Genomic DNA, 22,534 nt, shown 5'->3' on the forward strand with positions numbered 1-22,534 from the left:
CAGAGCCGGTCACGACGACGACTAGCCTGGCGCGGTGACCAGCCGCGCCGAGCCGGGCAACCGCGTCCGACGCACCGGCGTCGCGGTGCAGGTCGCGGGCAGCCAGATCGGGCTGGCCCTGTCGAACTATCTGGTACTGGCCATCGCCGCGCGCCACCTCGACACCGCCGGCTTCGCGGCACTGAGCTCGTACTACCTCCTGATCAACACCGTCGGCCGCGGCCTGTTCGCGGCGGTGGAGCTGGAGGCGACGCGCGCGGTCGCCGACGCCGTGGCCCGCGGCCACGACACCGCCCCGGCCGTGCGTGCGGCCCGCCGCGACACGCTCCGGCTGCTCGTCGCCGCGCTGGCCCTGACGGCGCTGGCCGGTCCCCTCCTCGCCCATGCCCTCGGTTCGACCCCGCTCGCGATCGGGCTGCTCGCCGCGGGTGCGGTGACGATGGCCGCGTCGTACCTGCTGCGCGGGCCGCTCGCCGGGCGCCGTCGCTACGGTCTCTACGCCGCGACCTTCTGGATCGAGGCGGTGGTCGGGCTCGTCGCCGCTGCTGTGTTCGTGCTGGCAGATGTGCAGGGCACCGCGTCGTGGATCGCGATCCTGGCGGTCGCGCCGATCGTGTCCGCGCTGGTCCTGGCCCGCCCGGCGACGCGCGTCCCGGCCACTCCCGGTGCCCCCGCGGCCGCTGACGCCCCGGTCCCCGCCGCCGCCCGGGGCGGTGTGTTCTGGTCGGCCGCGCTGCTGCTCGCGGGCCAGGGTGTCTGGAACCTCGCCGCCGTCTTCGTGACGTCGCGCCTCGCCGACACCCCTGCGATCGCCGCCGGTTTCGTCACCGTCGCGGTGATCCTGCGGGCGCCGGTCCTGCTGTTCCCCGCCGTCCAGGCGATCCTGCTGCCGGCGTTCGCCGCGATGCTCGGCGACGGCGACCACTCCGGGGTGCGGACGATCGTGCGCCGCCTCGGCGTCGTCCTCGCCGGGGGCGGCGTCGTCTGGCTGGTCCTCGCGGTGTTCGTCGTGCCCTGGGCCGCGCGGCTGCTGTTCGGCGCCACCGTTGTCCCGCCCCCGTGGGTGCTCGCGGTGCTCGCGGTGTCGACGGTCGTCGGGGCCGCGGCGCAGATCGGCCAGACCCGGCTCGTCGCCGAACGCAGGCCGGCGACCGTCGCCGTGGCATGGATCGCGGGCCTCGCGCTGCTCGTCGTCATCGCGTTCCTCGCCTCCCCGCCCGTCACCGCCGCCGCGGTCGGTCAGCTCGCGGCCGCCGTCGCCGTGTTCGTGGCGCTCGCCCTGGCCGCCCGCCGTCCCGCAGACCCCGGAGCCACACCGTGACCCTCCCCTCCGTCGGCGTCGTCGTCCTTGCATGGCGTGCCGAGCCCCTGCTCGCCGAGTGCATCTCCTCGGTACTGGCGTCACGCGACGTCGACGTCCGGATCGTGCTGGTGGACAACGGGTGCCAGCCCGGCGACCTCGCCGCGGTCGCCCCCGACGACCGGGTCTCGCTGCTCACCCCGGGCGAGAACACCGGCTTCGCGGGCGGCTGCAACCTGGGCGTCGGGAAGCTCGGCACCGACTTCGTGACCCTGGTGAACTCCGACTGTGTGCTGGAGCCGGACACGCTCGCGCTGCTCGCCGCCGAGGCCGCCCGCCCCGACGTCGGGCCCGTCATGGCCGGCATCCGGCTGGCCGAGCCGCCCGGGCTGATCAACAGCGCCGGCAACCCGGTGCACCTCGTCGGGCTGTCCTGGGCGGGCGACATGAACAAGCCCGAGACCCGCACCGAACCGTTCGACGTGACCGGGGCCAGCGGGGCGTGCGTGATGCTGCGACGCAGGCTGTGGGACGACCTGGGCGGCTTCGACGACGCCTACTTCGCGTACCTGGAGGACACCGAGCTGAGCCTGCGGTCGTGGCGTCGCGGCCTGCCTGCGCGGTGCGTCCCGCAGGCGGTCGCCGTGCACCACTACGAGTTCTCCCGCAACAGCCACAAGATGCACCTGCTCGAACGCAACCGGCTCATGATGATCTCGACGTTGTGGAGCACCCGCGCGCTCGTCGTCCTCGCGCCGGTGCTGCTCGTCACCGAGGTCCTGCTCACCGGCTACGCGTTCGCGTCGGGCTGGGGGAAGCAGAAGGTGACGGGCTGGGTGTGGCTGTGGCGCAACCGCGGCCACATCGCCGAGCGCCGCCGCCGGCTGCAGGCCGAGCGGACCACACCCGACACCGAGTGGATGCGACGGCTGACCCCGAACCTGGACCCGCAGGCGTTCGGCCGGGCCACCACGGTGGCGAACGCGTTCTTCCGGACGTACTGGGCTCTCGCCCGCCGCCTCGTCTGACGGCCGCGGTCAGCCGCGCTGGTCGATCTCGGCCGGCGTGACGACGGGCTCGGCGATCGCCTTCGCGTCGGAGGCGTTCTTCTTCTCCAGCGCGTCGACGCGCAGCCGCAGCGCGCCGACCTCCTCGGCGAGGCGCCGGGACTGCTCCTCGAGCAGGCCGACCTCCCGCGAGAGCTGCAGCGACACCGCGAACAGCACCAGCAGCGAGCCGAAGAACAGCAGGTTGCTGGGCGTCTGGATGCCGATCGCCCGGGCGACCCCGAGCAGCAGCGACGGGAAGATCGCCAGCACCAGGGTGCAGATCGAGATGACGACCCAGATGACGGCGTACTTCTCGCGCAGCCGGCGCCGCCGCAGCAGCTCGACGACCAGCACGAGCGCCGCCACCGCGACGACGACGGAGAAGATCGTGAGACGGAGGTCGGTCACTACCGGTGCTCGCTCTCCGGACGACGGCGGATCAGGGCCAGCCCGACGGCGACGACGACCCTGACCAGGTACACCGCGGAGCGGACGGGGTTGGTGCTGGCGACGCCCGTCTCCCGGGCGCGCATGATGACCGGCACCTGCGCGACGGACAGCCCGGCGCGGTGCGCGATGACCAGCGACTCGACGGTGTCGCCGAGGTACTCCTCCGGATAGTGCTCGGCGAAGAGCGCGAGCGCCCGCGCGTGCACGAGCCGGAAACCGGAGGTGGGGTCGGTGAGCGGGACGCCGATGATCCGGCTGAGCACCGCCGACAGCAGCCGCATCGCCCAGCGTCGCGGCCCCTTGACGACGTAGTCGCCGCGGCCGGCGAACCGGGCCCCGATGACGACGTCGATGTCGCGGACCGCGAGCAGGTGCTCGATCTCGCGCGGGTCGTGCTGGCCGTCGGCGTCGACCTGGACGACGGAGGTGAACCCGGCCTCGTGGGCGTAGCGGTAGGCGGCGCGCATGGCGCCACCGACACCGAGGTTGAACGGCAGCCGCATGACCAGCGCGCCGGCGGCGTCGGCACGCTCGGCGGTGCGGTCGGTCGAGCCGTCGTCGACGACGAGGATGTGCGCGTCGGGGCGGCCCGCCCGGATCTCGCCGATGACCTTGGCGACGGACTCCTGCTCGTTGAGCGCGGGCAGCACGACGAGCAGCCGCTGAGCGGGTGCCGGGGTGGAGCCGTTCATCGAGATCTCGACGCGCTCGAGGCCTTCCGTGGTCACGGCCTGCTCGCCGTCGCAGCCACGGTCACGAACTCGTTGTAGGTGAAGACCTTGCCGGTGAACCGCGGCAGCGGGAACGAGAACTCGCGGCGGAAGGTCAGGCCGAGCTCGCCGACCAGCGCGCGAAGGGCGGCGTGGTCGGTGAAGACGGTGTGCGTCGAGTCGGAGGCGAACCCGCGCTCCTGGGGGCAGATCAGCACGACGGGCGAGCCGGGCCGGACGTAGCCGAGGTAGGGCCGGATGACGTCGGCGGCCGCACCCGCGTCGAGGTGCTCGACGACGTGCGCGACGAGCATCGCGTCGAACGGCTCGGTCTCCTCCGGGGGCGTGCCGAGGAACTGCGTGCTGGTCCAGGCCTGGAACCCGTTGCGCTTGCACAGCTGCACGGAGGTCTCGTTGTGGTCGACGCCGACGCTGCCCGCGGGCAGGTTGGCCAGGTTGCGGCCGATGCCGCACCCGACGTCGAGCGTGCGCCGGTCCCCGATCAGCCGGCGCAGGTTCCACCGGTAGGGCCGCTGCACGTCCACGAGATGCTTCCAGCGGGCTCCGGACAGCATCGCAAGCCGCTCGGAGTACGCCGTCGACGCCGTATCTCCCTCTCCAGCCACGGCGCGCACCCTACCGGCCGTGCCGTGACGGTCGCCCACCGACAGGCCGCGAGCCGGACACGGCACCATCACGTCGAGTGACCGTCGTCGTCGGGGCGGCGGGCGCCGTCGGGGGGCGGGCACGCCGGGTGCGAGGATTCGCGGGACCCCGGCCCCGGCCTTCCGAAGGACCCCGCCACCGTGGCAGAACTCAGTGTCGACGAGACGACGATTCCCGGCCTCCTGCACGTCACCCTGCCGGTGCACGGCGACAACCGTGGCTGGTTCAAGGAGGCCTACCAGCAGGCCAAGCTGCGGGCCGCGGGCTTCCCCGCGTTCGACATCGTGCAGAGCAACGTGTCGTTCAACGCCGAGAAGGGTGTCACGCGCGGTGTCCACGCCGAGCCGTGGGACAAGTACATCTCGCTGGCGCACGGCGAGGCGTTCGCGGCGATCGTCGACCTGCGCCACGGCCCGACGTTCGGCGTCGTCGAGACCTTCGACCTCACGCCGGGCAACGCGATCTTCGTGCCCCGCGGCTGCGGGAACTCCTACCAGACGCTGACGCCCGACGTCGTCTACACGTACCTGGTCAACGACCACTGGTCGCCGGACGCGCAGTACACGCTGATCAACGCCTACGACCCGGAGCTGGGGATCGACTGGCCGATCGCGGAGGCCGACGCGATCCGGTCGCAGAAGGACATCGACCACCCGCCGCTGGCGGCGATCGTCCCGTGAAGGTCCTGATCCTGGGCGCGGGCGGTCAGGTCGGGCGCGCGCTCGCCGCCGCGCTCCCGTCCGCTGTCGCGCTGAGCAGAGCGGACTTCGACATCACCGGGACCGGGCCCGAGCCCGACTGGGCCGGGTTCGACGTCGTCGTCAACGCCGCGGCGCACACCGACGTCGACGGCGCCCAGACCCCCGACGGCCGGGTCGCGACGTGGCGGGCCAACGCCGTCGGCCCCGCGACGCTGGCCGACCGGGCCCGCCGGCACGGGTTCACCCTCGTCCACTTCTCGACCGAGTACGTGTTCGACGGCGGCAAGGCGGCGCCCTACGTCGAGGACGACCCGGTCGCGCCGCTCTCGGCCTACGGCGCGGCCAAGGCGGCGGGCGACCTCGCGGTCGCGGGCGCCGGGAGGCACTACCTCCTGCGTCCGACGTGGGTCGTCGGCGAGGGCCGCAACTTCGTCGCGACGATGCTGGGGCTGGCCGGCCGCGGGATCGCGCCGACGGTGGTGGCCGACCAGATCGGCCGGCCGACGTTCGCGCCCGACCTGGCTTCGGCGGTCCTGCACCTGCTGAGCACCGATGCGCCGCACGGGACCTACCACGTCACCGGCGGCGGCGATCCCGCGTCGTGGGCCGACGTCGCCCGCGCGGTGTTCGCCGCGGCCGGGCGCGACGACCTGGCCGTCACCGACACGACGACCGCGGAGTACTTCGCCGGCAAGCCCGACGTGGCGCCACGGCCGCTCAACAGCGTCCTGGACCTCGCGAAGGCGCACGCGGTGGGTGTCGCCACCCCGGACTGGAATTCGCGACTGGCCCGGTACGTCAGCCGTTCTTGAGCGGTTCCCACCAGTCGCGGCGGTCGCGGTAGAACGCCACCGTCGCGGCGAGCCCCTCGGCGAAGGGCACCTGCGGCGCGTAGCCGAGCTCGTCGGCGATCTTCGACCAGTCGACGGAGTAGCGACGGTCGTGGCCGAGCCTGTCTGCGACCGGCCGGATCATCGACTCGTCGGCGCCGACGGCGTCGAGCAGCAGGTGGGTGAGCTCCCGGTTGCTCAGCTCCGTGCCGCCGCCGATGTTGTAGACCTCGCCCTCGCGGCCCTTCTCGGCGACCAGCTGGATGCCGCGGCAGTGGTCGTCGACATGGAGCCAGTCGCGCACGTTGGCGCCGTCGCCGTAGAGCGGCACCTTCTTCCCGTCGAGCAGGTTCGAGACGAACAGCGGGATGACCTTCTCCGGGAACTGGTACGGCCCGTAGTTGTTGGAGCAGCGCGTGATGCACACCGGCAGCCCGTGGGTGCGGTGGTAGGCGCGCGCCAGCAGGTCCGACCCGGCCTTCGACGCCGAGTACGGCGAGTTGGGCTCCAGCGGATGGGTCTCGGCCCAGGAGCCCTCGTCGATCGAGCCGTAGACCTCGTCGGTGGACACGTGCACGAACCGGCCGACGCCGGCGTCGAGCGCACCCTGCAGCAGCACCTGGGTGCCGACGACGTTGGTCGACACGAAGTCGCCCGCCCCGGTGATGGACCGGTCGACGTGGGACTCTGCCGCGAAGTGCACCACGACGTCGGTGCCGGACATGACGTCGGCGACCGCAGTGGCGTCGCGGATGTCGCCCCGGACGAACCGGTAGCGCGGCGAGTCGGCGACCTCGGTGAGGTTGCTCAGCGTCCCGGCGTAGGTGAGCAGGTCGAACACGACGACCTCGGCGTCGGCAAAGGCCGGATGGGCACCCGTCAGCAGCTTGCGGACGTAGTTCGACCCGATGAACCCGGCCCCGCCGGTGACCAGCACCTTCACCGCGCCTGTGCTCCTCGCGCTCGCGCCACGTTCATGACGTACTCCCCGTAGCCCGACTTGCCCTGCGCCGCACCGAGGGCGAGGCAGGCGTCGGCGTCGATCCAGCCGCGGTCGAGCGCGATCTCCTCGAGACACGCGATCCGCACACCCTGGCGGTGCTCGAGGATCTGGACGTACTGGCCCGCCTCGACGAGCGAGTCGTGCGTGCCGGTGTCGAGCCACGCGAACCCACGGCCCAGGTCGACGAGGCGGGCCTGGTCGCGCTCGAGGTACTCGCGGTTGACGTCGGTGATCTCCAGCTCGCCGCGCGCCGACGGGGTCAGCCCGCGCGCGATGTCGACGACCTGGCCGTCGTAGAGGTAGAGCCCGGTGATCGCCCGGTTGGACCGGGGCGCGACGGGCTTCTCCTCGATGTCGACGAGACGCCCGGACTCGTCGGCGACACCGACGCCGTAGCGCTCGGGGTCGCGCACCGGGTAGCCGAAGAGCACGGCACCGTCGTCGCCGCGTTCGAGCCGGGCGATGCAGTCGCGCAGCACCGTCGCGAAGCCCTGGCCGTGGAAGATGTTGTCGCCCAGCACGAGCGCGCACGCCTCGTCGCCGATGTGGTCGGCGCCGATGAGGAACGCCTGCGCGATGCCGTTGGGCTCGGCCTGAGCGGCGTAGTCGAGCCGCAGCCCCAGCTCCGAGCCGTCGCCGAGCAGGCGCCGGAACAGCGGCTGCTCCTCCGGCGTCGTGATGACGAGGATGTCCCGGATCCCGGCCAGCATCAGCACCGAGAGCGGGTAGTAGATCATCGGCTTGTCGAACACCGGGAGCAGCTGCTTCGACACCGCGCGGGTGATCGGGTGCAGCCGGGTGCCGGCGCCGCCGGCGAGGATGATGCCTTTCACTGCGTGCGGTGTCCGATCAGCTGTAGACGGCAAGGGTCAATGTTGCGACCCACAGCACGGCGAGGACCTGCAGGACGTGGTCCTTCAGCGCGATCTCGTCCGGGGCGCCGCCGTTGCCGCTGTCGACGTCGACCGAGTACCGCAGGACCGCGACGACGAACGGCACGATGGAGATGATCGACCAGACCGAGTTGTGGTGGGCCTCGCGGATCTCGAAGGCCCACAGGTTGTAGGTCATGATCAGCACCGTGGCCGACAGCGCCCACACGAACCGCAGGTAGGACGACGAGTAGCTCTCCAGCGACTTGCGGATCTTCGCGCCGGTGCGCTCGGCCAGCATCATCTCGGCGTAGCGCTTGCCTGCGACCATGAACAACGAACCGAAGCCCGCCGCGAGCAGGAACCACTGCGACAGCGGGATCGACGCCGCGGCACCGCCGGCGATGGCCCGCAGCAGGAAGCCGGACGCGACGATGCAGATGTCGAGCACGGGCTGGTGCTTGAACCAGAAGCAGTAGCCCAGCTGCACCCCGATGTAGACGCCCAGGACGATGAGCAGCTCCGTCGAGGCGAGGAGGCTCAGCGCGAGCGAACCCAGGATCAGCACGACGGCCAGCACGTACGCCAGCTGCACGGGGACGATCCCGGCGGCGATGGGCCGGTTGCGCTTCGTGGGGTGGGCCCGGTCGGCCTCGACGTCGTTGGCGTCGTTGACCAGGTAGATCGCCGAGGCCGCGAGCGAGAACGCCACGAAGGCGATGGCCAGGTGGTACGCGGAGCGGCCGTCGAACAGGTCACCGGCCGCGAAGGGCGCGGCCAGCACCAGGATGTTCTTGACCCACTGCTTGGGCCGCATGGTGCGCAGCAGGCCCACGCCGACGCCCACCGGCGTACGGACCACCGGCGCGGCGGTGGGTGGGGTGTCGGTGCTGGTCATCGCTTGCCCACCCGCCGGCGCAGCCACGCCCGGACACCGCCCGCGACGCCCGCGCCGAGCGCAGAGCCGACGAGCACGTCCGACGGGTAGTGCACGCCCAGGACCAGCCGCGACAGCGCCATCGGCGGGACCAGGACGGGGACGAGCGGTCGCTCGAGCAGCCCGCCGTAGAGGACCGCGGCCGCGGTGGTGGACGTCGCGTGGGCCGACGGGAAGCTCAGCCGGCTCGGCGTCGACACCAGGACGCGGACCGAGGGATCGTCGGGACGACGGCGGCGCACGACGCGCTTCACCGCGATCGAGGCGCCGTGGGCGGCGGCGACACCGGCGACGGCGCCCAGCCAGTCGCGGCGGCGGCCGCGGTCGACGGCGGCACCGACCAGGCCGAGGAACAGCCAGCCGCCGGCGTGCTCACCGAACAGTGACATGCCGCGGGCCACGCGCACCACGGGCGGCGTCGCGACGGCGGCCTGGACGGCGTTGAGCATCCGGACCTCGACGGCCCGGTCGGCGGCGTCAGGGACGACGACGAGGGGGCGCACGCCCGCGGACGGCTCGGCAGAGGTCGGGGTGGACGTCGGGGAGGACGCGGGGACGCCCGGACGGACGACGGGCTCGGCCACGGTGGTGGGCCTCCTGTGCGCCGGACCTGGGGCGGTGGCGCTGCTCGGCGGTTGTTCCGGCGCCCGATGCTACGCGCGGCGCCCCTCCGCTCCCCGCCCGGCCCGGTCGGCACGGACAGGTGGTGCCCAGCGTTCGAGCACCTGCGCGACGCCGTCGTGGGCATTGGTGGCGGTCACCTCGTCGGCGACGGCGATCAGCGACGGATGCGCGTTCCCCATCGCGACGCCGTGTCCGGCCCAGCGCAGCATCTCGATGTCGTTGGGCATGTCGCCGAAGGCCACGACGTCGCCGGCGGTGAGCCCGGCGGCGGCCGCGACCTCGGCGAGCCCGGTCGCCTTGGTGATCCCCGGCGACGACGCCTCGACGAGGCCGCCGGAGTGGGAGAACGTGAGGTCGACGGCGTCGCCGACGGCGGGCGTGAGCGCGGCGACCATCTCCTCGCTGGTGGCGCCGGGCATCCGGACGAGCAGCTTCACCGCGGGCCGGGCCAGCAGCGCGGCACGTTCGACGCGGCCGCTGTCGTCGGCCTCCCACGCGTGCCGGTAGTGCGGCTCGGCGAGGAACTGGGCGTCGACGTCGTCGAACGCGCCCGCGGTGACGCGCTCGACGGCGATTCCGCAGCCGGGCAGGGCGCGGTGCGCGGCGTCGGCGAGGAAGGCGAGGGTGTCGCGGTCGATCTCGCGGGCCCACAGGACCCGGTCGGCGACGGCGTCGTAGAGGACGGCGCCGTTGGCGCACAACGCGAGCCCCACGGCGGGCAGCTGCGCGGCGACGGGCGGGATCCACCGCGGCGGCCTCCCGGTGACGAGCACGAACCGGCCCCCGCCCGCGACGTAGTCGTCGACGGCACGGGCCGTCCGCGCGGACACCTGCAGCTGCGGGTCGAGCAGCGTCCCGTCGACGTCGGTCGCGACCAGCCGGGGTGCCTGCACCCGATCAGACTACGTGCCGGCCCGCACGTCAGAGGATCGCGACGGCTCCCTGCGTCAGAGGATCGCGACCGCGACGACCAGGCCCAGGCCGATGTGCGCTGCGGCGACGACCCAGGCCTGCGGCTTGAGGTCGGGTGCGGCGAGGACGGCGCCGATGTCGATGCCCGTCACCCACTCCAGCAGCCGCACGGCCAGCACCTGGGCGATGATCCCGACGAGGCCGAAGATCAGCGAGGCCAGCAGGCCCTCGGCGAGGGCACCGGAGACGCTGTAGATCGCGGTCACGACGATGAGCGCCATGCTCACCATGCCCGCGGAGGTGACGACGACGGAGTTGGGCAGCCCGTCACGGACCATGCGGTTGAGCTTGCCGGGCGTCGTCAGGTCGATGGCCCAGAAACCGAGCAGCATCAACAACAGACCGATCAGCGCGTACAGCAGGATCGCGCCGATGCCGCGGCCGACGGTCCCGAAGAATCCCGCCTCGAGGGCCAGCTGGGTGGTCATGGGTGTTCCTTCCGGGGAGCGGGATCAGGCTCGGGGATCGGGGGTGGGGATCAGGACTCGGGGATGCGGTGCGGGACGAATGCGGCGCCGTCGTCGGTGACCAGCCCGACGGTCTCGCGGATACCGAGCCCGGCGGAGGCGTCGCCGACCACCCACGCGCCCAGTGCCGGCCGGAACCCGTCGAACTCCGGCAGGGGGTCGAACAGCTGGTAGACGTATCCTTCCTCGCCGTACACGCCGCCGGTGGACACCTCGCTGCCCGGTGACACGATCGAGACGTTCGCCCCTTCGCGGCCGAGGAGCGGCTTGCGCACGTAGTCGGTCAGCAGGCCGGGGTTCTGCAGGTAGGCGGGCAGCAGGTTCGGGTGCCCCGGGTACATCTCCCAGAGCACGGCGAGCAGCGCCTTGTTGGACAGCAACGACTTCCACAGCGGCTCGAGCCACAGCGTGTCGGGCAGGCTGCGGGCGACGCTCTTGCCGAAGTCGTCCGAGAGCACCCACTCCCACGGGTAGAGCTTGAACACCGCGGCCATCGGCGCTTCGGCGAGGTCGACGAAGCGGTCGAGCGCCGCCTCCCAGCCGATGTCCTCGATCGCGAGGCCGACGGTGTCGATGCCCGCCTCGGCCGCCGTCTCCTGCAGGTAGCCGACGGTGACGTGGTCCTCGCCGGTGGTCTCCGACCCCGACCAGGTGAAGTGCACCTCGGAGCCCGGCAGCCCCGCCTTGATCTCCGTCCAGCGCTCGACGAGCTTCTCGTGCAGCGAGTTCCACTGGTCGTCGTCGGGGTGGGTGTCCTTGAGCCAGTACCACTGCAGCAGCGACGCCTCGAGCAGCGTCGTCGGGGTGTCGGCGTTGTACTCCAGCATCTTCGCCGGGCCGGACCCGTCGTAGCGCAGGTCGAACCGCCCGTAGACGTGCGGGTCGTGCCGCTTCCACGACGCGGCGACGGCCTCCCAGCACCACTCGGGCAGCGCGAAGTCGCGGAACCGCTCGGTGGTGACGACATGGTCGACCGCGTCCAGGCACATCGAGTGCAGGAGCTCGACGTCGGCCTCGAGGGAGAGGATCTCGTCCATCTCGAAGACGTAGTGCACCGACTCGTCCCAGTACGGGCGGGCGGCGCCGCCCTCGCCGCGGCCCGGGGTGCCGTAGACCATGCCCTGCTCGGCGACGATCTTCTCCCAGCCGGGCCGGGGCGTGCTCTTCTCCCTGCGCATCTACGACCCGCTGCTGCTGGAACCGCCGCTGCTGGACGACCCCTTGCTGGAGACGCCGAGCCCGCCGCGGGAGATCGTCTTGCCGGAGGTGCCGCTCTTGACGGTGGCCGAGTCCTTGGGGACGACGGTCGAGCCGCCCGACGCGACCTGCCCGACGTTGCCGGCGCCGCCGTAGTTGTAGTGGTACTGCCGGCCGCCGCCACCGATGAAGATCGGGTAGAGGCCGCCGCCGTAGTAGCCGCCCGAGGCGGTGTTGGCGGGCGTGGCGCAGTTGCTGTCGTCGACCACGACGTTGTTGTCGTCGACGCAGCGGGCCTCGACGTCGTCGCCCGCGTTGGCGATGGCGTAGCCGATCGCGATCACGGCGACGACCCCGACGGTGACGCCGGTGCCGATGAGGATCCGCTTGCGCTTCTTGTTCTTCGCCTGCGCCTCGAGGACTCGTGCGGACGCCTCCTCCCGCTCGCGGCGCTCCGCCTGCTGGCGGGCGCGGCGCTCGGCGAGTGTCGGCTCCCGGGGCGTGGTGCTCTCGTCCTGGAAGCTCATCCGGCCGCGCTGAGCCGGTTCGCCCGGCTGTCCCTGTGGCGGCCGTTCCGGCTGCTCACCGTTCGCGTCCGGCCGCTCGCCGCCGGGTGTTCCCTCGGACATCACTCACCCCCGCGCGCACCCTATAGGCCCTGCCGATCACAGCGGAACGCCGCACGTCCGCCGCACCCGGGCGACCGATGACCGCCCAGTCGCGACGCCCCCTCTCTCACCCGATCCGGGTAACGGCATGATGACGGCCGACATGGCCACGCCCCTCACCGCGCCGGAGCGGCGGTCCCCCACCGCCGCCCGTCGTCGCCCCCCCGGTGGATCCCGGCCCCCGGCCTCCCGCCCGCAGCGGGAGCCCGACCGGGCGTCCAAGCGCGCACTGCACCCGGTGCGGCGCATCGTGATCGGCGTCCTCATCGGCGCTGTGACGATGCTGGCCGTCACCCTGCTCGACCGGTTCGCCGACACGTCGGTGCCGGTGCTGAGCACGTTGGCCACGCTGCCCGACCCGGCCGCGGCCGAGGCCCGCCGGCTCGCCGACCTGCCGCCGCCGCCCGCCGAGGCCGGCACCTGCCTCAACTGGACCCGGGCCGACGCGGCCGACACCGTCGCCGTCCCGTGCACCCAGTCGCACCGGTTCGAGCAGGCCGGCTCGGTGCAGGTCACCGACCAGGCCACGCTTCCCGACGACAGGACGTGGCGCCGGCTCGTCAGCGAGCGCTGCACCCCGATGGTGGCCGCCTATCTGGGTGACAGGTTCGACCAGGACGGCAAGTTCCGGGTCGGGGCGCTCAAGCCGTCGCAGACGAAGTGGGGCGAGGGCGAGCGCTCGATGCGCTGCGGCCTGCAGACCAACACCAAGAGCGGCAGCTTCCTGCCCATCACCGGCAAGGTCGCCGACCAGGACCAGTCCAAGGTCGAGGCCCCGGGCACCTGCCTGGCGATCGACGGCAGGACCGTCGGCGACCCGGTGCCGTGCGCGGGTCCGCATGCGGTCGAGTCCGTCGGCGTCGTCGACCTGGCCGAGCAGTTCAAGGACGGCAAGTACCCGTCGGTCGACGACCAGGACAAGTACCTGCAGACGAAGTGCGGCGAGATCGCGGGGCAGTACGGCGGCGGCGCCGACGCCCTCGCACAGAAGAAGCTGACGGTCTACTGGGACAACGTGGCCGAGCAGTCGTGGCAGGTCGGCTCGCACAAGGTCAACTGCAACCTGGCCGCCCTGCTCCCGGACCGCAGCGGGTTCGCTCCCGTCACCGGCACGGCCAAGGGCCCGGTCACCGTCGCCGGTACCCCGGCCCCGCCCACACAGCCGGGAACTCCGGCGTCCCCGGGTGCCCCCACCGAGGGCTCGACCGCACCGCCCACCAGCGCCGTCGACGCCCCACCCGCGGGCACGACCGTGGAGCCGCCGGTCCCGATCCCGACGCAGGTGCTGCCCCTCCCGGGCACCGGCGGCGGGGCCGGCAACACCTGATCCGTTGACCGTCGAGATGAGCCGGCGCCGCTTCGAGGAGCTGGTCGGCGACGCGCTCGACGCCGTCCCCCGGGAGCTGGCGTCGGCGATGGACAACGTCGTCGTCCTCGTCGAGGCGCGCCATCCCGACGACGAGACGCTGCTCGGCCTCTACGAGGGCGTCGCGCTCACCGAGCGCACCACCGACTACGCGGGCGTCCTGCCCGACCGCATCACCCTGTTCCAGGACGCGATCCTCGACATCTGCGAGGACGAGGACGACGTCGTCCACGAGGTCGCGGTCACCGTGGTGCACGAGATCGCGCACCATTTCGGAATCGACGAGGACACCCTGCACCGCCTCGGCTGGGGCTGACCGGCCGCACGCCCCCGGCGTGACGGCGGTCAGCCGGTGGCGCCCGCCGTCACGTCGCCCGGCAGGGTCGGGCCGCTGTCCCACAGCTGCAGCGTCCAGCCCGTGTCGGAGCCCGGGTCACGGACCAGCACGACCCGGCCGGTGTTGGGCACGTACGCGGTCTCGACGGTGTCGCCCAGCAGCGCACCGGCGATGATCCGGATCGTCGCGCCGTGGCTGACCAGCACGATCGCCGATCCGGGCGGCAGGTCGTCCGCGGCACGGGCCAGCTCGTCGACGACGGGCAACGCCCGATCCCGGACGTCCGCGGCCGACTCGCCGCCCGGCATGCTGCGGCCGAGATCGCCACCCCACCAGGCGTCGTAGACGTCCTCGAAGATGCGCCGGGACCGCGCGTCAGCGGCACCCTCCAGTTCGCCGACCGAGATCTCGTGCACGCCGTCCAGAACCGTCACGGGCAGCCCGTGGGCCTCCGCGACGGGTGCGGCCGTCTCCTGCGCGCGGGTCGCCTTGGAGGCGAACACGGCGCGGACCGGCCAGTCGGCCAGCACCCCGGCGACGCCGAGGGCCTGTTCCTGCCCCAGCGGGTTGAGCGGGTACCCGGGCAGTGCGGTGTCGAGGACGTGCCCGGCGTTGGCGTCGGTCTGTCCGTGCCGCACCAGGACGAGCCGCAGCCCGTCGACGGGGACCTCCAGCGGCTCGTCGTCGGTGCCCGTGTCGGTCCCGGCGTCGATCGTGCCCGTCATCCCTGTCCTCCAGACCGCAGCGCTGCGAGCCACTCCTGGGCCGCCGTGAACTCCCGCTCACCGGCCGTGCTCATCGGCACGGCCGGGGCGCCCGGGCCACGGTGCGACCCGTTGCCCTCGAGCCCCGCCGCCCGAGGGTACGAGCCGAGGTAGCGGACCTCGTCGCAGCGGCGGTGGAGTGCGGCCAACGCCTCGCCCATCGCCGGCTCCGCGACGTGGCCGGTGCAGTCGAGATGGAACCAGTACTCGGAGTGGCGGTGCTTGATGGGACGCGACTCGATGCGCGTCAGGTCGATCCCGCGGACCGCGAGCTCCGTGAGCAGCCCCAGCAGCGACCCGGGACGGTTCTCCGTCGTCGCGGCCAGGGTGGTGCGGTCGTTGCCCGTCGGCGGCGGGGGCGCCGACGGCGGTGCGACCAGCACGAACCGGGTGACCGCACCCTGGTTGTCGGCGATGTCCTCCGCGAACACCTCCAGCCCGTGCTCGATCGCCGCGACCGGCGCGGACGCGGCCGCGTCGACCTCGCCGCGCGCGACCTGCGCGGCGGCCTCGGCCGTCGACGTCGAGGTGCGGACGTCGGCATCGGGCAGGTTCGCCGCGATCCAGCCCCGGGTCTGGGCGATGCCGTGTGAGTGCGAGGACACGGTGCGGATGTCGGCCGCCCTCGTGCCCGGGCGCACCAGTAGCACGAAGCTGACCGGGATCACGACCTCGCGGACGATGACGAGCGGCGGATCGCCCACCAGCCCGTCGAGCACCGGCGGCACCGCGCCCTCGACGGAGTTCTCGATCGGGACGCAGCCTGCGTCGGCGCGGCCCTCGCGGACCGCGGCGAGGACGGCGGGGTTGCCCGGGCAGGGCAGCAGCTCGGCGCCGACGGCTTCGGGAAGGAGGCGCAGCGCCTGCTCGGTGAAGGTCCCGGCCGGGCCCAGGAACGCGAGTCGGGGCACGTCGCGACCTTATCCGCGGGTCGTGGGCCGGCCTCGACCGGTGTCGTCACCCGCCTGTCGTCCGTTCGGCGGCACCGGGCGCCCCGTTCGACGCAACCGTCGAACCGGACGTCGCGCCCAGTCGTAAATCCCCACGAGGCGGCGTCGTCGCGACGGAGGAAGGGGGTCCGTCGCGGCGGGGCCGCCTCACTCCGTCGCGGCCGTCGAACAGGGAGCGCGACTCTCTCGCGGCCGTTCAGGCAGCGAGCCCGACTCCCTCGCGGCCGTTCAGGCAGCCAGCGCCCCGAGCGCGGCCACCTCGTCACGACCGGCGCCGCAGCGCGCCAGCACGCGGCGCACGGTCTCGCTGTCGGCGCCGCCCAGCTCACGCGTCGCGGCGACCAGCTCGTCGGGGTCCGTCGACGTCAGCGCCGCCGCGACGTCGCCCCCGCCGGCGGCGCGCGCGGCCGCGACCAGCAGGTTCAGGATGCCGTGCTGCATGGTGCCCGCGTCGTCGGCGGAGCGGACGAGCCTGCTCAGCCCGGCGACAGCGGCGGCGCGCCCCGTCTCGGCGGCGACGGCGAGGAAGCGGTGCACCTCGTCGACGGCCGGGACGTCGGAGGCGCGGGGGCCGCCGCAGCGCAGCTTGGGCTCACACCCGTGCTCGGCGACCCGGCGGACCGCGTCGAGCCAGACCGCGACGTCGTCCCGGTCGCCCGTGATGGGCCGGCTCGGCTCGACGACCGCCGTCACGTCGTCGGGCACGAACTCCGCGACCCGCTCCAGCCACACCGGGTCGAGGTCGACCGGCGCCGACGTCTCGACCGTGCGCGGGGTGAGCAGCGTGGCGCGGGAGAACACCGTCGACAGCGCCTTGGGGACGGCGCCCAGGCCGCTGTCGACGACGAGTGCCAGCTCGACCGGCTCTGCAGGCGCGGAGCGCGCGAGCTCGGTGACCAGCGGCGAGAGCCGGGAGACGGGGCAGACCAGGCGTCCCAGCAGGTCACCGTGGTCGCCGTCGCGGGTGTCGAGGTAGCCCTCGACCACGGCGTCGACCCCTTGGCCGCCGGCCGGCCTGCACAGGCTCGCATCGTCGACGAACGAGGCGAACAGCGGCGGGACCGACCCGTGAGCGGCTGAGCTGCCCGATGGCACGGTCGTCACGACTCGACACGCTAACGCGCGCCTCCCGGCCCTCACGCAAGGGGGCGGCCGTCCCGGCCTCTGGACACCTGCCGATCGCCAAGATAACTTAGGCTCACCTAACACAGAGGAGAACGACGTGGGGACGACCAGGCTCCGGCGACCGCCGACGCCCACGGACGCAGATCGCGCCCGCAGCCTCACCACGCGGGGTGGGCGAGCCGCACTCGTGGGCACCGGCGGACCCGAGCCCGTGGTCCCCGTCTACCACCATGTGCTGGCCGACGGCTCCGCGATCCTGCTCCTCGACGAACACTCCGCGATCGTCGAACAGGCCCGCCTCGATCCGCGCGGCGAAATCCCCGTGATGCTCGAACTGGCCGACTACGCGGCCGTCGACCTGCGCGAACCAGTCCGCGCACTGCTCTGGATCACCGGCTGGCTGCGCGTCCCCACCGAGGAGGAGGCCCGGCACGCGGCACTGCACGCCGCCGACGCCCGCCCCCATCACCGGCTGCTCGACCTCGGCCACGGAGCCACGCTCGTCCGCATCGAGCCCGGCTCCGCCGTCCTCGCCGACGCAGAGGGCACCGCCTCCCTCGCCCCCGTCGAGCTCGCCGCCGCCTACCCCGACCCGTTCTGCCTCCTCGAGGAACGCTGGCTCGGCCACCTCGAACAGGCCCACCCCGAGGTCTTCGTCTCCCTCGCCCGGCACCTGCCGGCCCCGCTGCGCGCCACCCCCGGCGCCCGCGTCCGCCCCCTCGGGGTCGACCGCTGTGGCATCCGGCTGCGCGTCGAGACGCCCACCGGCGACCACGACGTCCGGCTGGCCTGGCCGCAGGAGGCCACGACCGTCCGGGAGCTGCGCACGCAGCTGACCGCGCTCGTCGGCTGCGGATACGGCAGGCACACCGTCGCACACGACGAGGAACTCGACGCCAGCTACGCCGGCGAGGAGCAGCCGGGCTGACCCGCCACTCCGCGGAAGCGGACACCACACCACCGACCAGGGGGTCGGACGCGGCAGGCCGCCGCCGGGAACGTCAGCCGGCGGCGGCCTGACGGCTCTCGATCTCCTTCGTCACCTTGCGCTCGGCGACGAACGACGCGATCGGGATCGTCCCGGCCAGCAGGATCAGCAGGGCCCGCACCGGCTTCCACCGGACGCGCTCGGCGAGCACCAGCGTGCACACGATGTAGATCATGTACAGCCAACCGTGGATGATGCCGACGACCGTCGTCGGTTCGGGGATGTCCCAGATGTACTTGAGCGGCAACGCCACGAACGTCAGCACGAGCAGGCCCACACCCGTCACCCACGCTGCGATCCGGTAGGCGATCAGCCGCGGACCGACCGGCCGAAGGGGAGCGTGCTTACTGGCGTCGGCGGGCGAGCTCACCTCACCGAGTGTACGGGCGGCCGGTGCAGTGCCCGCTCCGGCCGGGCTCAGCTGCTCCGGTCGTGTTCGGCGAGCATCGCGAGCATCCGGTTGTACGCGGCGAGCTGCGGGTCGTCGTCCTCGGCGGCCGGCTGCCCATCCGGGCTGCGCCGTACCCCGAACGGCGACTCGCCGTCCGCCTCGTCGAGCCGGGCCGCGACGGGTTCGGCCTGCTCCGCGGCGGTCTTCTCCAGCGCGGCCTGCTCCGGTGCGGCCTGCCCTGCTGCGGCGGCCGGGACGTCCCCGTCGTGGAGATGGACCTCCTGGACCGGGGCCGACTCGCTGGGCGGCGGGGCGACCTCGTCGGCGTCCTGTCCCGCGATCCGGCGGGCCTCCAGGCGCAGGAACCGCCACCACATCACGCCGAAGAAGATCGCGAACAACGGCCACTGCAGCCCGTAGCCGACGTTGAGCGCCGACCCCATCGCCGAGCCTGCCCGACCCCACTGCCACGCCGCGAGGAACGCGCACCCGGCCATCGCACCGAGGGTCAGGACGTGCCAGACCCACCACTTGGGCGACAACGCGAGGCGGAGCACGTAGGCCAGGATACGTGGCCCGGTAGCGTCGGCTCCCGTGCCCGACGGCCTCCGCAGCTGGCTCGCCCCGACCACGCCGACCGGCCCGTCGTCGGGGGTGATCGAGGACCCTGCCCGCCGCCGGCTGATCGTCACCGAGATCCTCGTCGTCCTCGCCGTCACGCTCGGGCTGTCGGCCCTGCGGTCGGCGCTGTCGCTGATCGACTCCCTGCTCGCCACCACTCCCCTGTCCCAGCAGCAGGTGGCGCTCAACGCGCCCGCCGCCGCGGCCACCCTCGTCGACCTCGCGCTGCAGCTCGCCCGGGTCCTGCAGCTCGTCGGCTGGGGCGCGCTCGGCGCGTACCTGTTGCTGCGCGCCGGGTTCGCGATGCGCGACGTCGGTCTCGACGCCCGCCGCCCCGGCCGCGACGCCGCCGCCACCGCCGGCCTCGCCGCCGTCATCGGCATCCCCGGCCTCGGCCTCTACCTGATCGCGCACGCCATCGGCGTCAGCCTCACCATCGCGCCGACGACGCTCACCGACACCTGGTGGCGTATCCCCGTACTGATCCTCTCCGCCGCGGGCAACGCCTGGGCCGAGGAGATCGTCATGATCGGCTACCTGCTGACCCGGCTGCGGCAGCTGGGCTGGTCGCCGAACCGCGCCCTGCTCGCCGCCGCCGTGCTGCGCGGGGCCTACCACCTCTACCAGGGCTTCGGCGGGTTCGTCGGCAACCTGATCATGGGGCTGGTGTTCGGACGCTACTGGCAGCGCACCGGCCGCCTGTGGCCCCTGGTCGGCGCCCACACCCTGATCGACGTCGTCGCGTTCGTCGGTTACGGCCTGCTGAAAGGCCGCGTCGGCTGGCTCCCGTGACGTCGCACTGAGCTTCCCCGCTGCACCCCTCGTCCGGGTGCTGCAGGCGGGGCAAGGGGGGTGCAGCACCACCGACGGACGCCGGTCGGGGTGCACCGACCCGGCGCTGCGCGGGTGTCCGAGCAGGCCACCGGGCCCTTCCGACGCCCACGCGCAGACGGGGGCCGGCGTCGGGTGCGCGTCACAGGTCGAGGATCTGGTACCGCATGCGCGCCATCATGTTCTCGGCACCGGCCTGCACACCCGTGCCGGAGAACAGCTCGTCGATGCGGCCCGGGAGGTCCTCCGGGTCCCAGCGCTTGCCGCCGTTGGTGATCTCGGCGACCGAGGTGAACGGCTGGAAGATCTCGACGCTGTCGCCCTGCACCCCGAACACCTTGCCGCTGATGTGGTTCGACGCGTCCGAGCACAGATACGCCACGAGCGGGGCGATGTTCTCCGGCGCGAAGAAGTCGAACTCGCCGCGGGCCAGGGCCTCGTCGCGGCTGTCGCGGAACTCCTGCGGCATCAGGTCGAGCGTCATGCGGGTCAGGGCCGTCGGCGCGATCGCGTTGCTGGTGATCCCGGCGCGGGCGCCCTCCTGGGCGACGATCGTCGAGAACGCGGCGATGCCGGCCTTCGCGGCGCCGTAGTTGGTCTGGCCGAAGTTGCCCAGCAGCCCGGACGTCGACGCCGTGTGCACCAGGTGTCCGCCGCGCTTGTTCTCCCGCCAGTACTGCACGGCGGCGCGCGTCGGCAGGAAGTGGCCGCGCAGGTGCACGCGGATCACGGCGTCCCAGTCCTCGTCGCTCAGCTTGGCGACGGTCCGGTCGCGCAGGATGCCCGCGTTGTTGACGACGGCGTCCAGCCCGCCGAACTCCTCGACCGCAGCGCGCACGAGCGAGTCGGCGACGGCTGCGTCGGCGACGTCCCCGCCGACGGCGACGGCCCGGCCACCCGCGGACTCGATCTCCTTGGCGACGGCCTCCCCCGCCTCGGGGTCGAACTCGGCGACGACGACGGCGGCACCCTGCGCGGCGCACTCCAGTGCCTCACCGCGGCCGATCCCCCGGCCCGCTCCGGTGACGATGACGACCTTGGCATCGAGAAGTCCCATGGTCGGGATACTAAGCGTCACGGTCAGGGCTGACCGGGTGCGGATGCTCACACGCTTTTGCCTGGTAGAGCCCTGATCGACAGGGGTCAGATTACCCTTACCGGGTGTCCGGCGAGCTGAAGTTCCAGGTCCTGCTCCGCGACCAGATCCGCAACGAGTTCACCGCCAGCCAGCAGTACACGGCGGTCGCGGTGTTCCTCGACGACGAGGACCTGCCGCAGCTGGCCGCGCACTTCTACGCGCAGGCGCTGGAGGAGCGCAACCACGCGATGGCGATCGTGCAGTACCTCCTCGACTCGGGACAGCGCGTCGTGATTCCCGGGATCGGTGAGGTGCGCAACGACTTCTCGACGGTCGAGGACGTCGTCTCGCTCGCGCTGTCGCAGGAGCAGGAGGTGACCGCGCAGGTCACCACGCTCGCCCGGACGGCCCGCGACGAGGGCGACTACCTCGGCGAGCAGTTCATGCAGTGGTTCCTCAGGGAGCAGGTGGAGGAGGTGGCGTCGATGACGACGCTGCTCACAGTCGTCCGGCGGGCCGGCGACAACCTCTTCCACATCGAGGACTTCGTGGCGCGCGAGATGGCGCGTACCGCCCAGGCCACCGACGCCTCCGCACCCCCGGTCGCGGGCGGCCGCGTCTGAGCGGACGCCCCGACCGGGGGACGGAGAACCCGCTCAGCGCAGGGTGACCTGCTTGCCGGCGAGGGCGTCGCGGGCGCGGCGCTCGGTGTCGGTCGGCGGGGTGTCGTCGAGGCCGGCGAGGGCTTCGTCGAGGCGTGCGGCGAACGCGGCGACCGGCGCCGTCCACTCCTTGGGGTGCATGTCCGTGTCGAGGTCCCAGACCGGCACCAGCAGCCCGTGCGCGCGGAACGACCCCAGGTAGCGGGCGTCCTCGGACAGGGCGAGGCCGTCGCCTGCCTGCAGCCGGGCCATGGCGGCGAGCAGCCGGTCCTCCTGTTCCGGGCGCACCCAGCGGATGTGTGCCTTCGACCCGGTGTCGACCCAGTACGCGGCGCGCACCCCCTCGGCGACGACGGGCTCCGTCGGCATGATCACCGAGTTGGCGCGCTCCAGCATCGCCGCGAGCTCGGGGGCGAGCTCGCCGTCCTGCTCGGGAACCCACCAGGCGAAGTCCTGGTGCATCGTGAGGTCGAGCGTCGCGGCAGGGTCGAGCAGGTCCTGCAGGCGGACCGTCTCACCACCGAGGCCGGGGCCGACGACGGGCAGTGACTCGCCCGGCTCCGCCTCCAGACCCCAGCGAACGGCGCGGGCGACGTCGGCCGACAGGTCGCCCGACCGCGTCTGCACCTGCATCCCGATCAGGACCGAGCCGTCGGCACGGACGAGCGCTGCCGACGCGCCCGGCAGCACCGATGCGACGGTGACCGAGCGCTCGCCCTTGTCCCGCAACGGGAGCGGGGCCGTGGCGGACGGCAGGAACTCGCGCATGGCGACGAGATCGGCTTCCGCGGCCAGCCCGTCGAACGGGCGAACGACGATCACGTCGTCGCCCGCACCGTGGCAGACCTTGTAGCGCTTGCCCGATCCGCAGGGACAGGGGCGGCGGGGGTTCTCGCCCGGGGCGCTCGCGGCGGCGGCCCGGTTGCGTGTCTTCTTGGCCATCAGGGGTCAGACCGTAGCGAACGGCACCCGGCG

The 22,534-nt window shown here is 72.9% G+C and carries 27 protein-coding genes; 9 read left to right on the top strand and 18 right to left on the bottom strand.

Annotated elements, in window-relative coordinates:
- Positions 1-34: 34 nt before the first annotated feature.
- Together TOK_RS32520 and TOK_RS10680 are read left to right on the top strand one after the other, a co-directional pair.
- A complete protein-coding gene (locus TOK_RS32520) occupies positions 35-1,321 on the top strand; it encodes a hypothetical protein (protein ID WP_172457516.1) in 1,287 nt (428 codons plus the stop codon).
- A complete protein-coding gene (locus tag TOK_RS10680; protein WP_172457517.1) occupies positions 1,318-2,328 on the top strand; it encodes a glycosyltransferase family 2 protein in 1,011 nt (336 codons plus the stop codon). Before TOK_RS32520 ends, TOK_RS10680 begins: the two co-directional genes overlap by 4 nt.
- Positions 2,329-2,337: 9 nt before the next feature.
- Here TOK_RS10680 and TOK_RS10685 read toward each other — a convergent pair whose 3' ends face one another.
- Genes TOK_RS10685 through TOK_RS10695 form a run of 3 tightly spaced genes read right to left on the bottom strand, consistent with a single transcriptional unit; the run spans position 2,338 to position 4,135 of the window.
- On the bottom strand, positions 2,338-2,757 hold the full coding sequence (locus TOK_RS10685; RefSeq protein ID WP_098957672.1) for a DUF2304 domain-containing protein: 420 nt from the start codon (positions 2,755-2,757) through the stop codon (positions 2,338-2,340).
- Positions 2,757-3,491, bottom strand: coding sequence for a glycosyltransferase family 2 protein (locus tag TOK_RS10690; RefSeq protein WP_098957698.1), 735 nt, complete (start codon positions 3,489-3,491; stop codon positions 2,757-2,759). The genes TOK_RS10685 and TOK_RS10690 overlap by 1 nt, the downstream gene beginning before the upstream one ends.
- Positions 3,492-3,523: 32 nt before the next feature.
- The gene (locus TOK_RS10695; RefSeq protein WP_253258310.1) at positions 3,524-4,135 is read right to left on the bottom strand and encodes a bifunctional 2-polyprenyl-6-hydroxyphenol methylase/3-demethylubiquinol 3-O-methyltransferase UbiG; all 612 of its coding nucleotides are present in this window, start codon (positions 4,133-4,135) and stop codon (positions 3,524-3,526) included.
- A gap of 180 nt (positions 4,136-4,315) precedes the next feature.
- On the opposite strand from TOK_RS10695, the gene TOK_RS33330 reads away from it, so the two are divergent.
- Together TOK_RS33330 and TOK_RS33335 are read left to right on the top strand one after the other, a co-directional pair.
- Positions 4,316-4,855 carry a dTDP-4-dehydrorhamnose 3,5-epimerase family protein gene (locus tag TOK_RS33330; RefSeq protein WP_216361931.1) on the top strand — a complete coding sequence of 180 codons (540 nt, stop codon included), beginning with the start codon at positions 4,316-4,318 and terminating at the stop codon, positions 4,853-4,855.
- A complete protein-coding gene (locus tag TOK_RS33335; protein ID WP_216361932.1) occupies positions 4,852-5,688 on the top strand; it encodes an NAD(P)-dependent oxidoreductase in 837 nt (278 codons plus the stop codon). Before TOK_RS33330 ends, TOK_RS33335 begins: the two co-directional genes overlap by 4 nt.
- On the opposite strand, the gene rfbB is transcribed toward TOK_RS33335, so the two are convergent.
- The 8 genes from rfbB to TOK_RS10740 form a co-directional block, all read right to left on the bottom strand.
- Positions 5,675-6,649, bottom strand: a complete 975-nt coding sequence (rfbB, locus tag TOK_RS10705) for a dTDP-glucose 4,6-dehydratase (RefSeq protein WP_098957674.1) — start codon at positions 6,647-6,649, stop codon at positions 5,675-5,677. The two genes, TOK_RS33335 and rfbB, sit on opposite strands and share 14 nt — an antisense overlap.
- Positions 6,646-7,542, bottom strand: coding sequence for a glucose-1-phosphate thymidylyltransferase RfbA (gene rfbA / locus TOK_RS10710; protein WP_098957675.1), 897 nt, complete (start codon positions 7,540-7,542; stop codon positions 6,646-6,648). Before rfbA ends, rfbB begins: the two co-directional genes overlap by 4 nt.
- A 16-nt stretch (positions 7,543-7,558) precedes the next feature.
- Positions 7,559-8,479, bottom strand: a complete 921-nt coding sequence (locus tag TOK_RS10715; protein WP_098957676.1) for a decaprenyl-phosphate phosphoribosyltransferase — start codon at positions 8,477-8,479, stop codon at positions 7,559-7,561.
- Positions 8,476-8,967 (bottom strand): phosphatase PAP2 family protein, encoded by a 492-nt coding sequence (locus tag TOK_RS10720; protein WP_098957699.1) that lies wholly within the window; start codon positions 8,965-8,967, stop codon positions 8,476-8,478. Before TOK_RS10720 ends, TOK_RS10715 begins: the two co-directional genes overlap by 4 nt.
- Positions 8,968-9,171: 204 nt before the next feature.
- Entirely contained in the window at positions 9,172-10,035 is an 864-nt protein-coding gene (locus TOK_RS10725) for an HAD family hydrolase (RefSeq protein WP_098957677.1), read from the bottom strand.
- 54 nt (positions 10,036-10,089) lie between these two features.
- Positions 10,090-10,542, bottom strand: a complete 453-nt coding sequence (locus TOK_RS10730; RefSeq protein WP_098957678.1) for a DUF350 domain-containing protein — start codon at positions 10,540-10,542, stop codon at positions 10,090-10,092.
- A 50-nt stretch (positions 10,543-10,592) separates the two neighbouring features.
- Positions 10,593-11,759: a glutathionylspermidine synthase family protein gene (locus TOK_RS10735; protein WP_098957679.1), complete on the bottom strand. Its 1,167-nt coding sequence runs from the start codon at positions 11,757-11,759 to the stop codon at positions 10,593-10,595.
- Positions 11,760-12,305 (bottom strand): hypothetical protein, encoded by a 546-nt coding sequence (locus tag TOK_RS10740; RefSeq protein ID WP_098957680.1) that lies wholly within the window; start codon positions 12,303-12,305, stop codon positions 11,760-11,762. It abuts the gene before it with no gap.
- A 244-nt stretch (positions 12,306-12,549) separates the two neighbouring features.
- On the opposite strand from TOK_RS10740, the gene TOK_RS10745 reads away from it, so the two are divergent.
- Together TOK_RS10745 and TOK_RS10750 are read left to right on the top strand one after the other, a co-directional pair.
- Complete coding sequence (locus TOK_RS10745) at positions 12,550-13,773, top strand: septum formation family protein (protein WP_141566344.1); 1,224 nt, start codon at positions 12,550-12,552, stop codon at positions 13,771-13,773.
- Between the two features lie 4 nt (positions 13,774-13,777).
- Positions 13,778-14,128 carry a metallopeptidase family protein gene (locus tag TOK_RS10750; protein ID WP_098957682.1) on the top strand — a complete coding sequence of 117 codons (351 nt, stop codon included), beginning with the start codon at positions 13,778-13,780 and terminating at the stop codon, positions 14,126-14,128.
- 29 nt (positions 14,129-14,157) lie between these two features.
- Here the strand turns inward: TOK_RS10750 and TOK_RS10755 are convergent, their stop codons facing one another.
- The 3 genes from TOK_RS10755 to TOK_RS10765 all read right to left on the bottom strand — a co-directional run bounded on the left by TOK_RS10755 (position 14,158) and on the right by TOK_RS10765 (position 16,967).
- Positions 14,158-14,874, bottom strand: coding sequence for a histidine phosphatase family protein (locus tag TOK_RS10755; protein WP_098957683.1), 717 nt, complete (start codon positions 14,872-14,874; stop codon positions 14,158-14,160).
- Positions 14,871-15,824 carry a prephenate dehydratase gene (gene pheA, locus TOK_RS10760; protein WP_098957684.1) on the bottom strand — a complete coding sequence of 318 codons (954 nt, stop codon included), beginning with the start codon at positions 15,822-15,824 and terminating at the stop codon, positions 14,871-14,873. Before pheA ends, TOK_RS10755 begins: the two co-directional genes overlap by 4 nt.
- A gap of 267 nt (positions 15,825-16,091) precedes the next feature.
- Positions 16,092-16,967, bottom strand: coding sequence for a hypothetical protein (locus TOK_RS10765; protein WP_098957685.1), 876 nt, complete (start codon positions 16,965-16,967; stop codon positions 16,092-16,094).
- 118 nt (positions 16,968-17,085) lie between these two features.
- On the opposite strand from TOK_RS10765, the gene TOK_RS10770 reads away from it, so the two are divergent.
- On the top strand, positions 17,086-17,916 hold the full coding sequence (locus tag TOK_RS10770) for a DUF2470 domain-containing protein (protein WP_098957686.1): 831 nt from the start codon (positions 17,086-17,088) through the stop codon (positions 17,914-17,916).
- A gap of 73 nt (positions 17,917-17,989) precedes the next feature.
- Here TOK_RS10770 and TOK_RS10775 read toward each other — a convergent pair whose 3' ends face one another.
- Together TOK_RS10775 and TOK_RS10780 are read right to left on the bottom strand one after the other, a co-directional pair.
- Complete coding sequence (locus TOK_RS10775; RefSeq protein WP_098957687.1) at positions 17,990-18,346, bottom strand: DUF3817 domain-containing protein; 357 nt, start codon at positions 18,344-18,346, stop codon at positions 17,990-17,992.
- 47 nt (positions 18,347-18,393) lie between these two features.
- Positions 18,394-18,924 carry a hypothetical protein gene (locus tag TOK_RS10780; RefSeq protein ID WP_098957700.1) on the bottom strand — a complete coding sequence of 177 codons (531 nt, stop codon included), beginning with the start codon at positions 18,922-18,924 and terminating at the stop codon, positions 18,394-18,396.
- 37 nt (positions 18,925-18,961) lie between these two features.
- Between TOK_RS10780 and TOK_RS10785 the strand changes: the two genes are divergently transcribed.
- Positions 18,962-19,780 carry a CPBP family intramembrane glutamic endopeptidase gene (locus tag TOK_RS10785; RefSeq protein WP_098957688.1) on the top strand — a complete coding sequence of 273 codons (819 nt, stop codon included), beginning with the start codon at positions 18,962-18,964 and terminating at the stop codon, positions 19,778-19,780.
- A gap of 181 nt (positions 19,781-19,961) precedes the next feature.
- Here the strand turns inward: TOK_RS10785 and TOK_RS10790 are convergent, their stop codons facing one another.
- Positions 19,962-20,876: an SDR family NAD(P)-dependent oxidoreductase gene (locus tag TOK_RS10790; protein ID WP_253258311.1), complete on the bottom strand. Its 915-nt coding sequence runs from the start codon at positions 20,874-20,876 to the stop codon at positions 19,962-19,964.
- A gap of 104 nt (positions 20,877-20,980) precedes the next feature.
- Here TOK_RS10790 and TOK_RS10795 point away from each other — a divergent pair, with 104 nt between their 5' ends.
- Complete coding sequence (locus TOK_RS10795) at positions 20,981-21,520, top strand: ferritin (protein ID WP_098957689.1); 540 nt, start codon at positions 20,981-20,983, stop codon at positions 21,518-21,520.
- A gap of 33 nt (positions 21,521-21,553) precedes the next feature.
- On the opposite strand, the gene TOK_RS10800 is transcribed toward TOK_RS10795, so the two are convergent.
- A complete protein-coding gene (locus TOK_RS10800; RefSeq protein ID WP_098957690.1) occupies positions 21,554-22,501 on the bottom strand; it encodes a DUF5926 family protein in 948 nt (315 codons plus the stop codon).
- Positions 22,502-22,534: the final 33 nt, after the last annotated feature.

This window comes from Pseudonocardia sp. N23 (assembly GCF_002583555.1).
Classification (GTDB): domain Bacteria; phylum Actinomycetota; class Actinomycetes; order Mycobacteriales; family Pseudonocardiaceae; genus Pseudonocardia.

Coding starts and splice junctions, on each gene's coding strand:
- TOK_RS10690 (WP_098957698.1), bottom strand. CDS start 3,491: ATGAACGGCTCCACCCCGGCACCCGCTCAGCGGCTGCTCGTCGTGCTG.
- TOK_RS10715 (WP_098957676.1), bottom strand. CDS start 8,479: ATGACCAGCACCGACACCCCACCCACCGCCGCGCCGGTGGTCCGTACG.
- TOK_RS10720 (WP_098957699.1), bottom strand. CDS start 8,967: ATGCTCAACGCCGTCCAGGCCGCCGTCGCGACGCCGCCCGTGGTGCGC.
- TOK_RS10730 (WP_098957678.1), bottom strand. CDS start 10,542: ATGACCACCCAGCTGGCCCTCGAGGCGGGATTCTTCGGGACCGTCGGC.
- TOK_RS10735 (WP_098957679.1), bottom strand. CDS start 11,759: ATGCGCAGGGAGAAGAGCACGCCCCGGCCCGGCTGGGAGAAGATCGTC.
- TOK_RS10740 (WP_098957680.1), bottom strand. CDS start 12,305: ATGAGCTTCCAGGACGAGAGCACCACGCCCCGGGAGCCGACACTCGCC.
- TOK_RS10745 (WP_141566344.1), top strand. CDS start 12,550: ATGGCCACGCCCCTCACCGCGCCGGAGCGGCGGTCCCCCACCGCCGCC.
- TOK_RS10755 (WP_098957683.1), bottom strand. CDS start 14,874: ATGACGGGCACGATCGACGCCGGGACCGACACGGGCACCGACGACGAG.
- TOK_RS10790 (WP_253258311.1), bottom strand. CDS start 20,876: ATGGGACTTCTCGATGCCAAGGTCGTCATCGTCACCGGAGCGGGCCGG.
- TOK_RS10800 (WP_098957690.1), bottom strand. CDS start 22,501: ATGGCCAAGAAGACACGCAACCGGGCCGCCGCCGCGAGCGCCCCGGGC.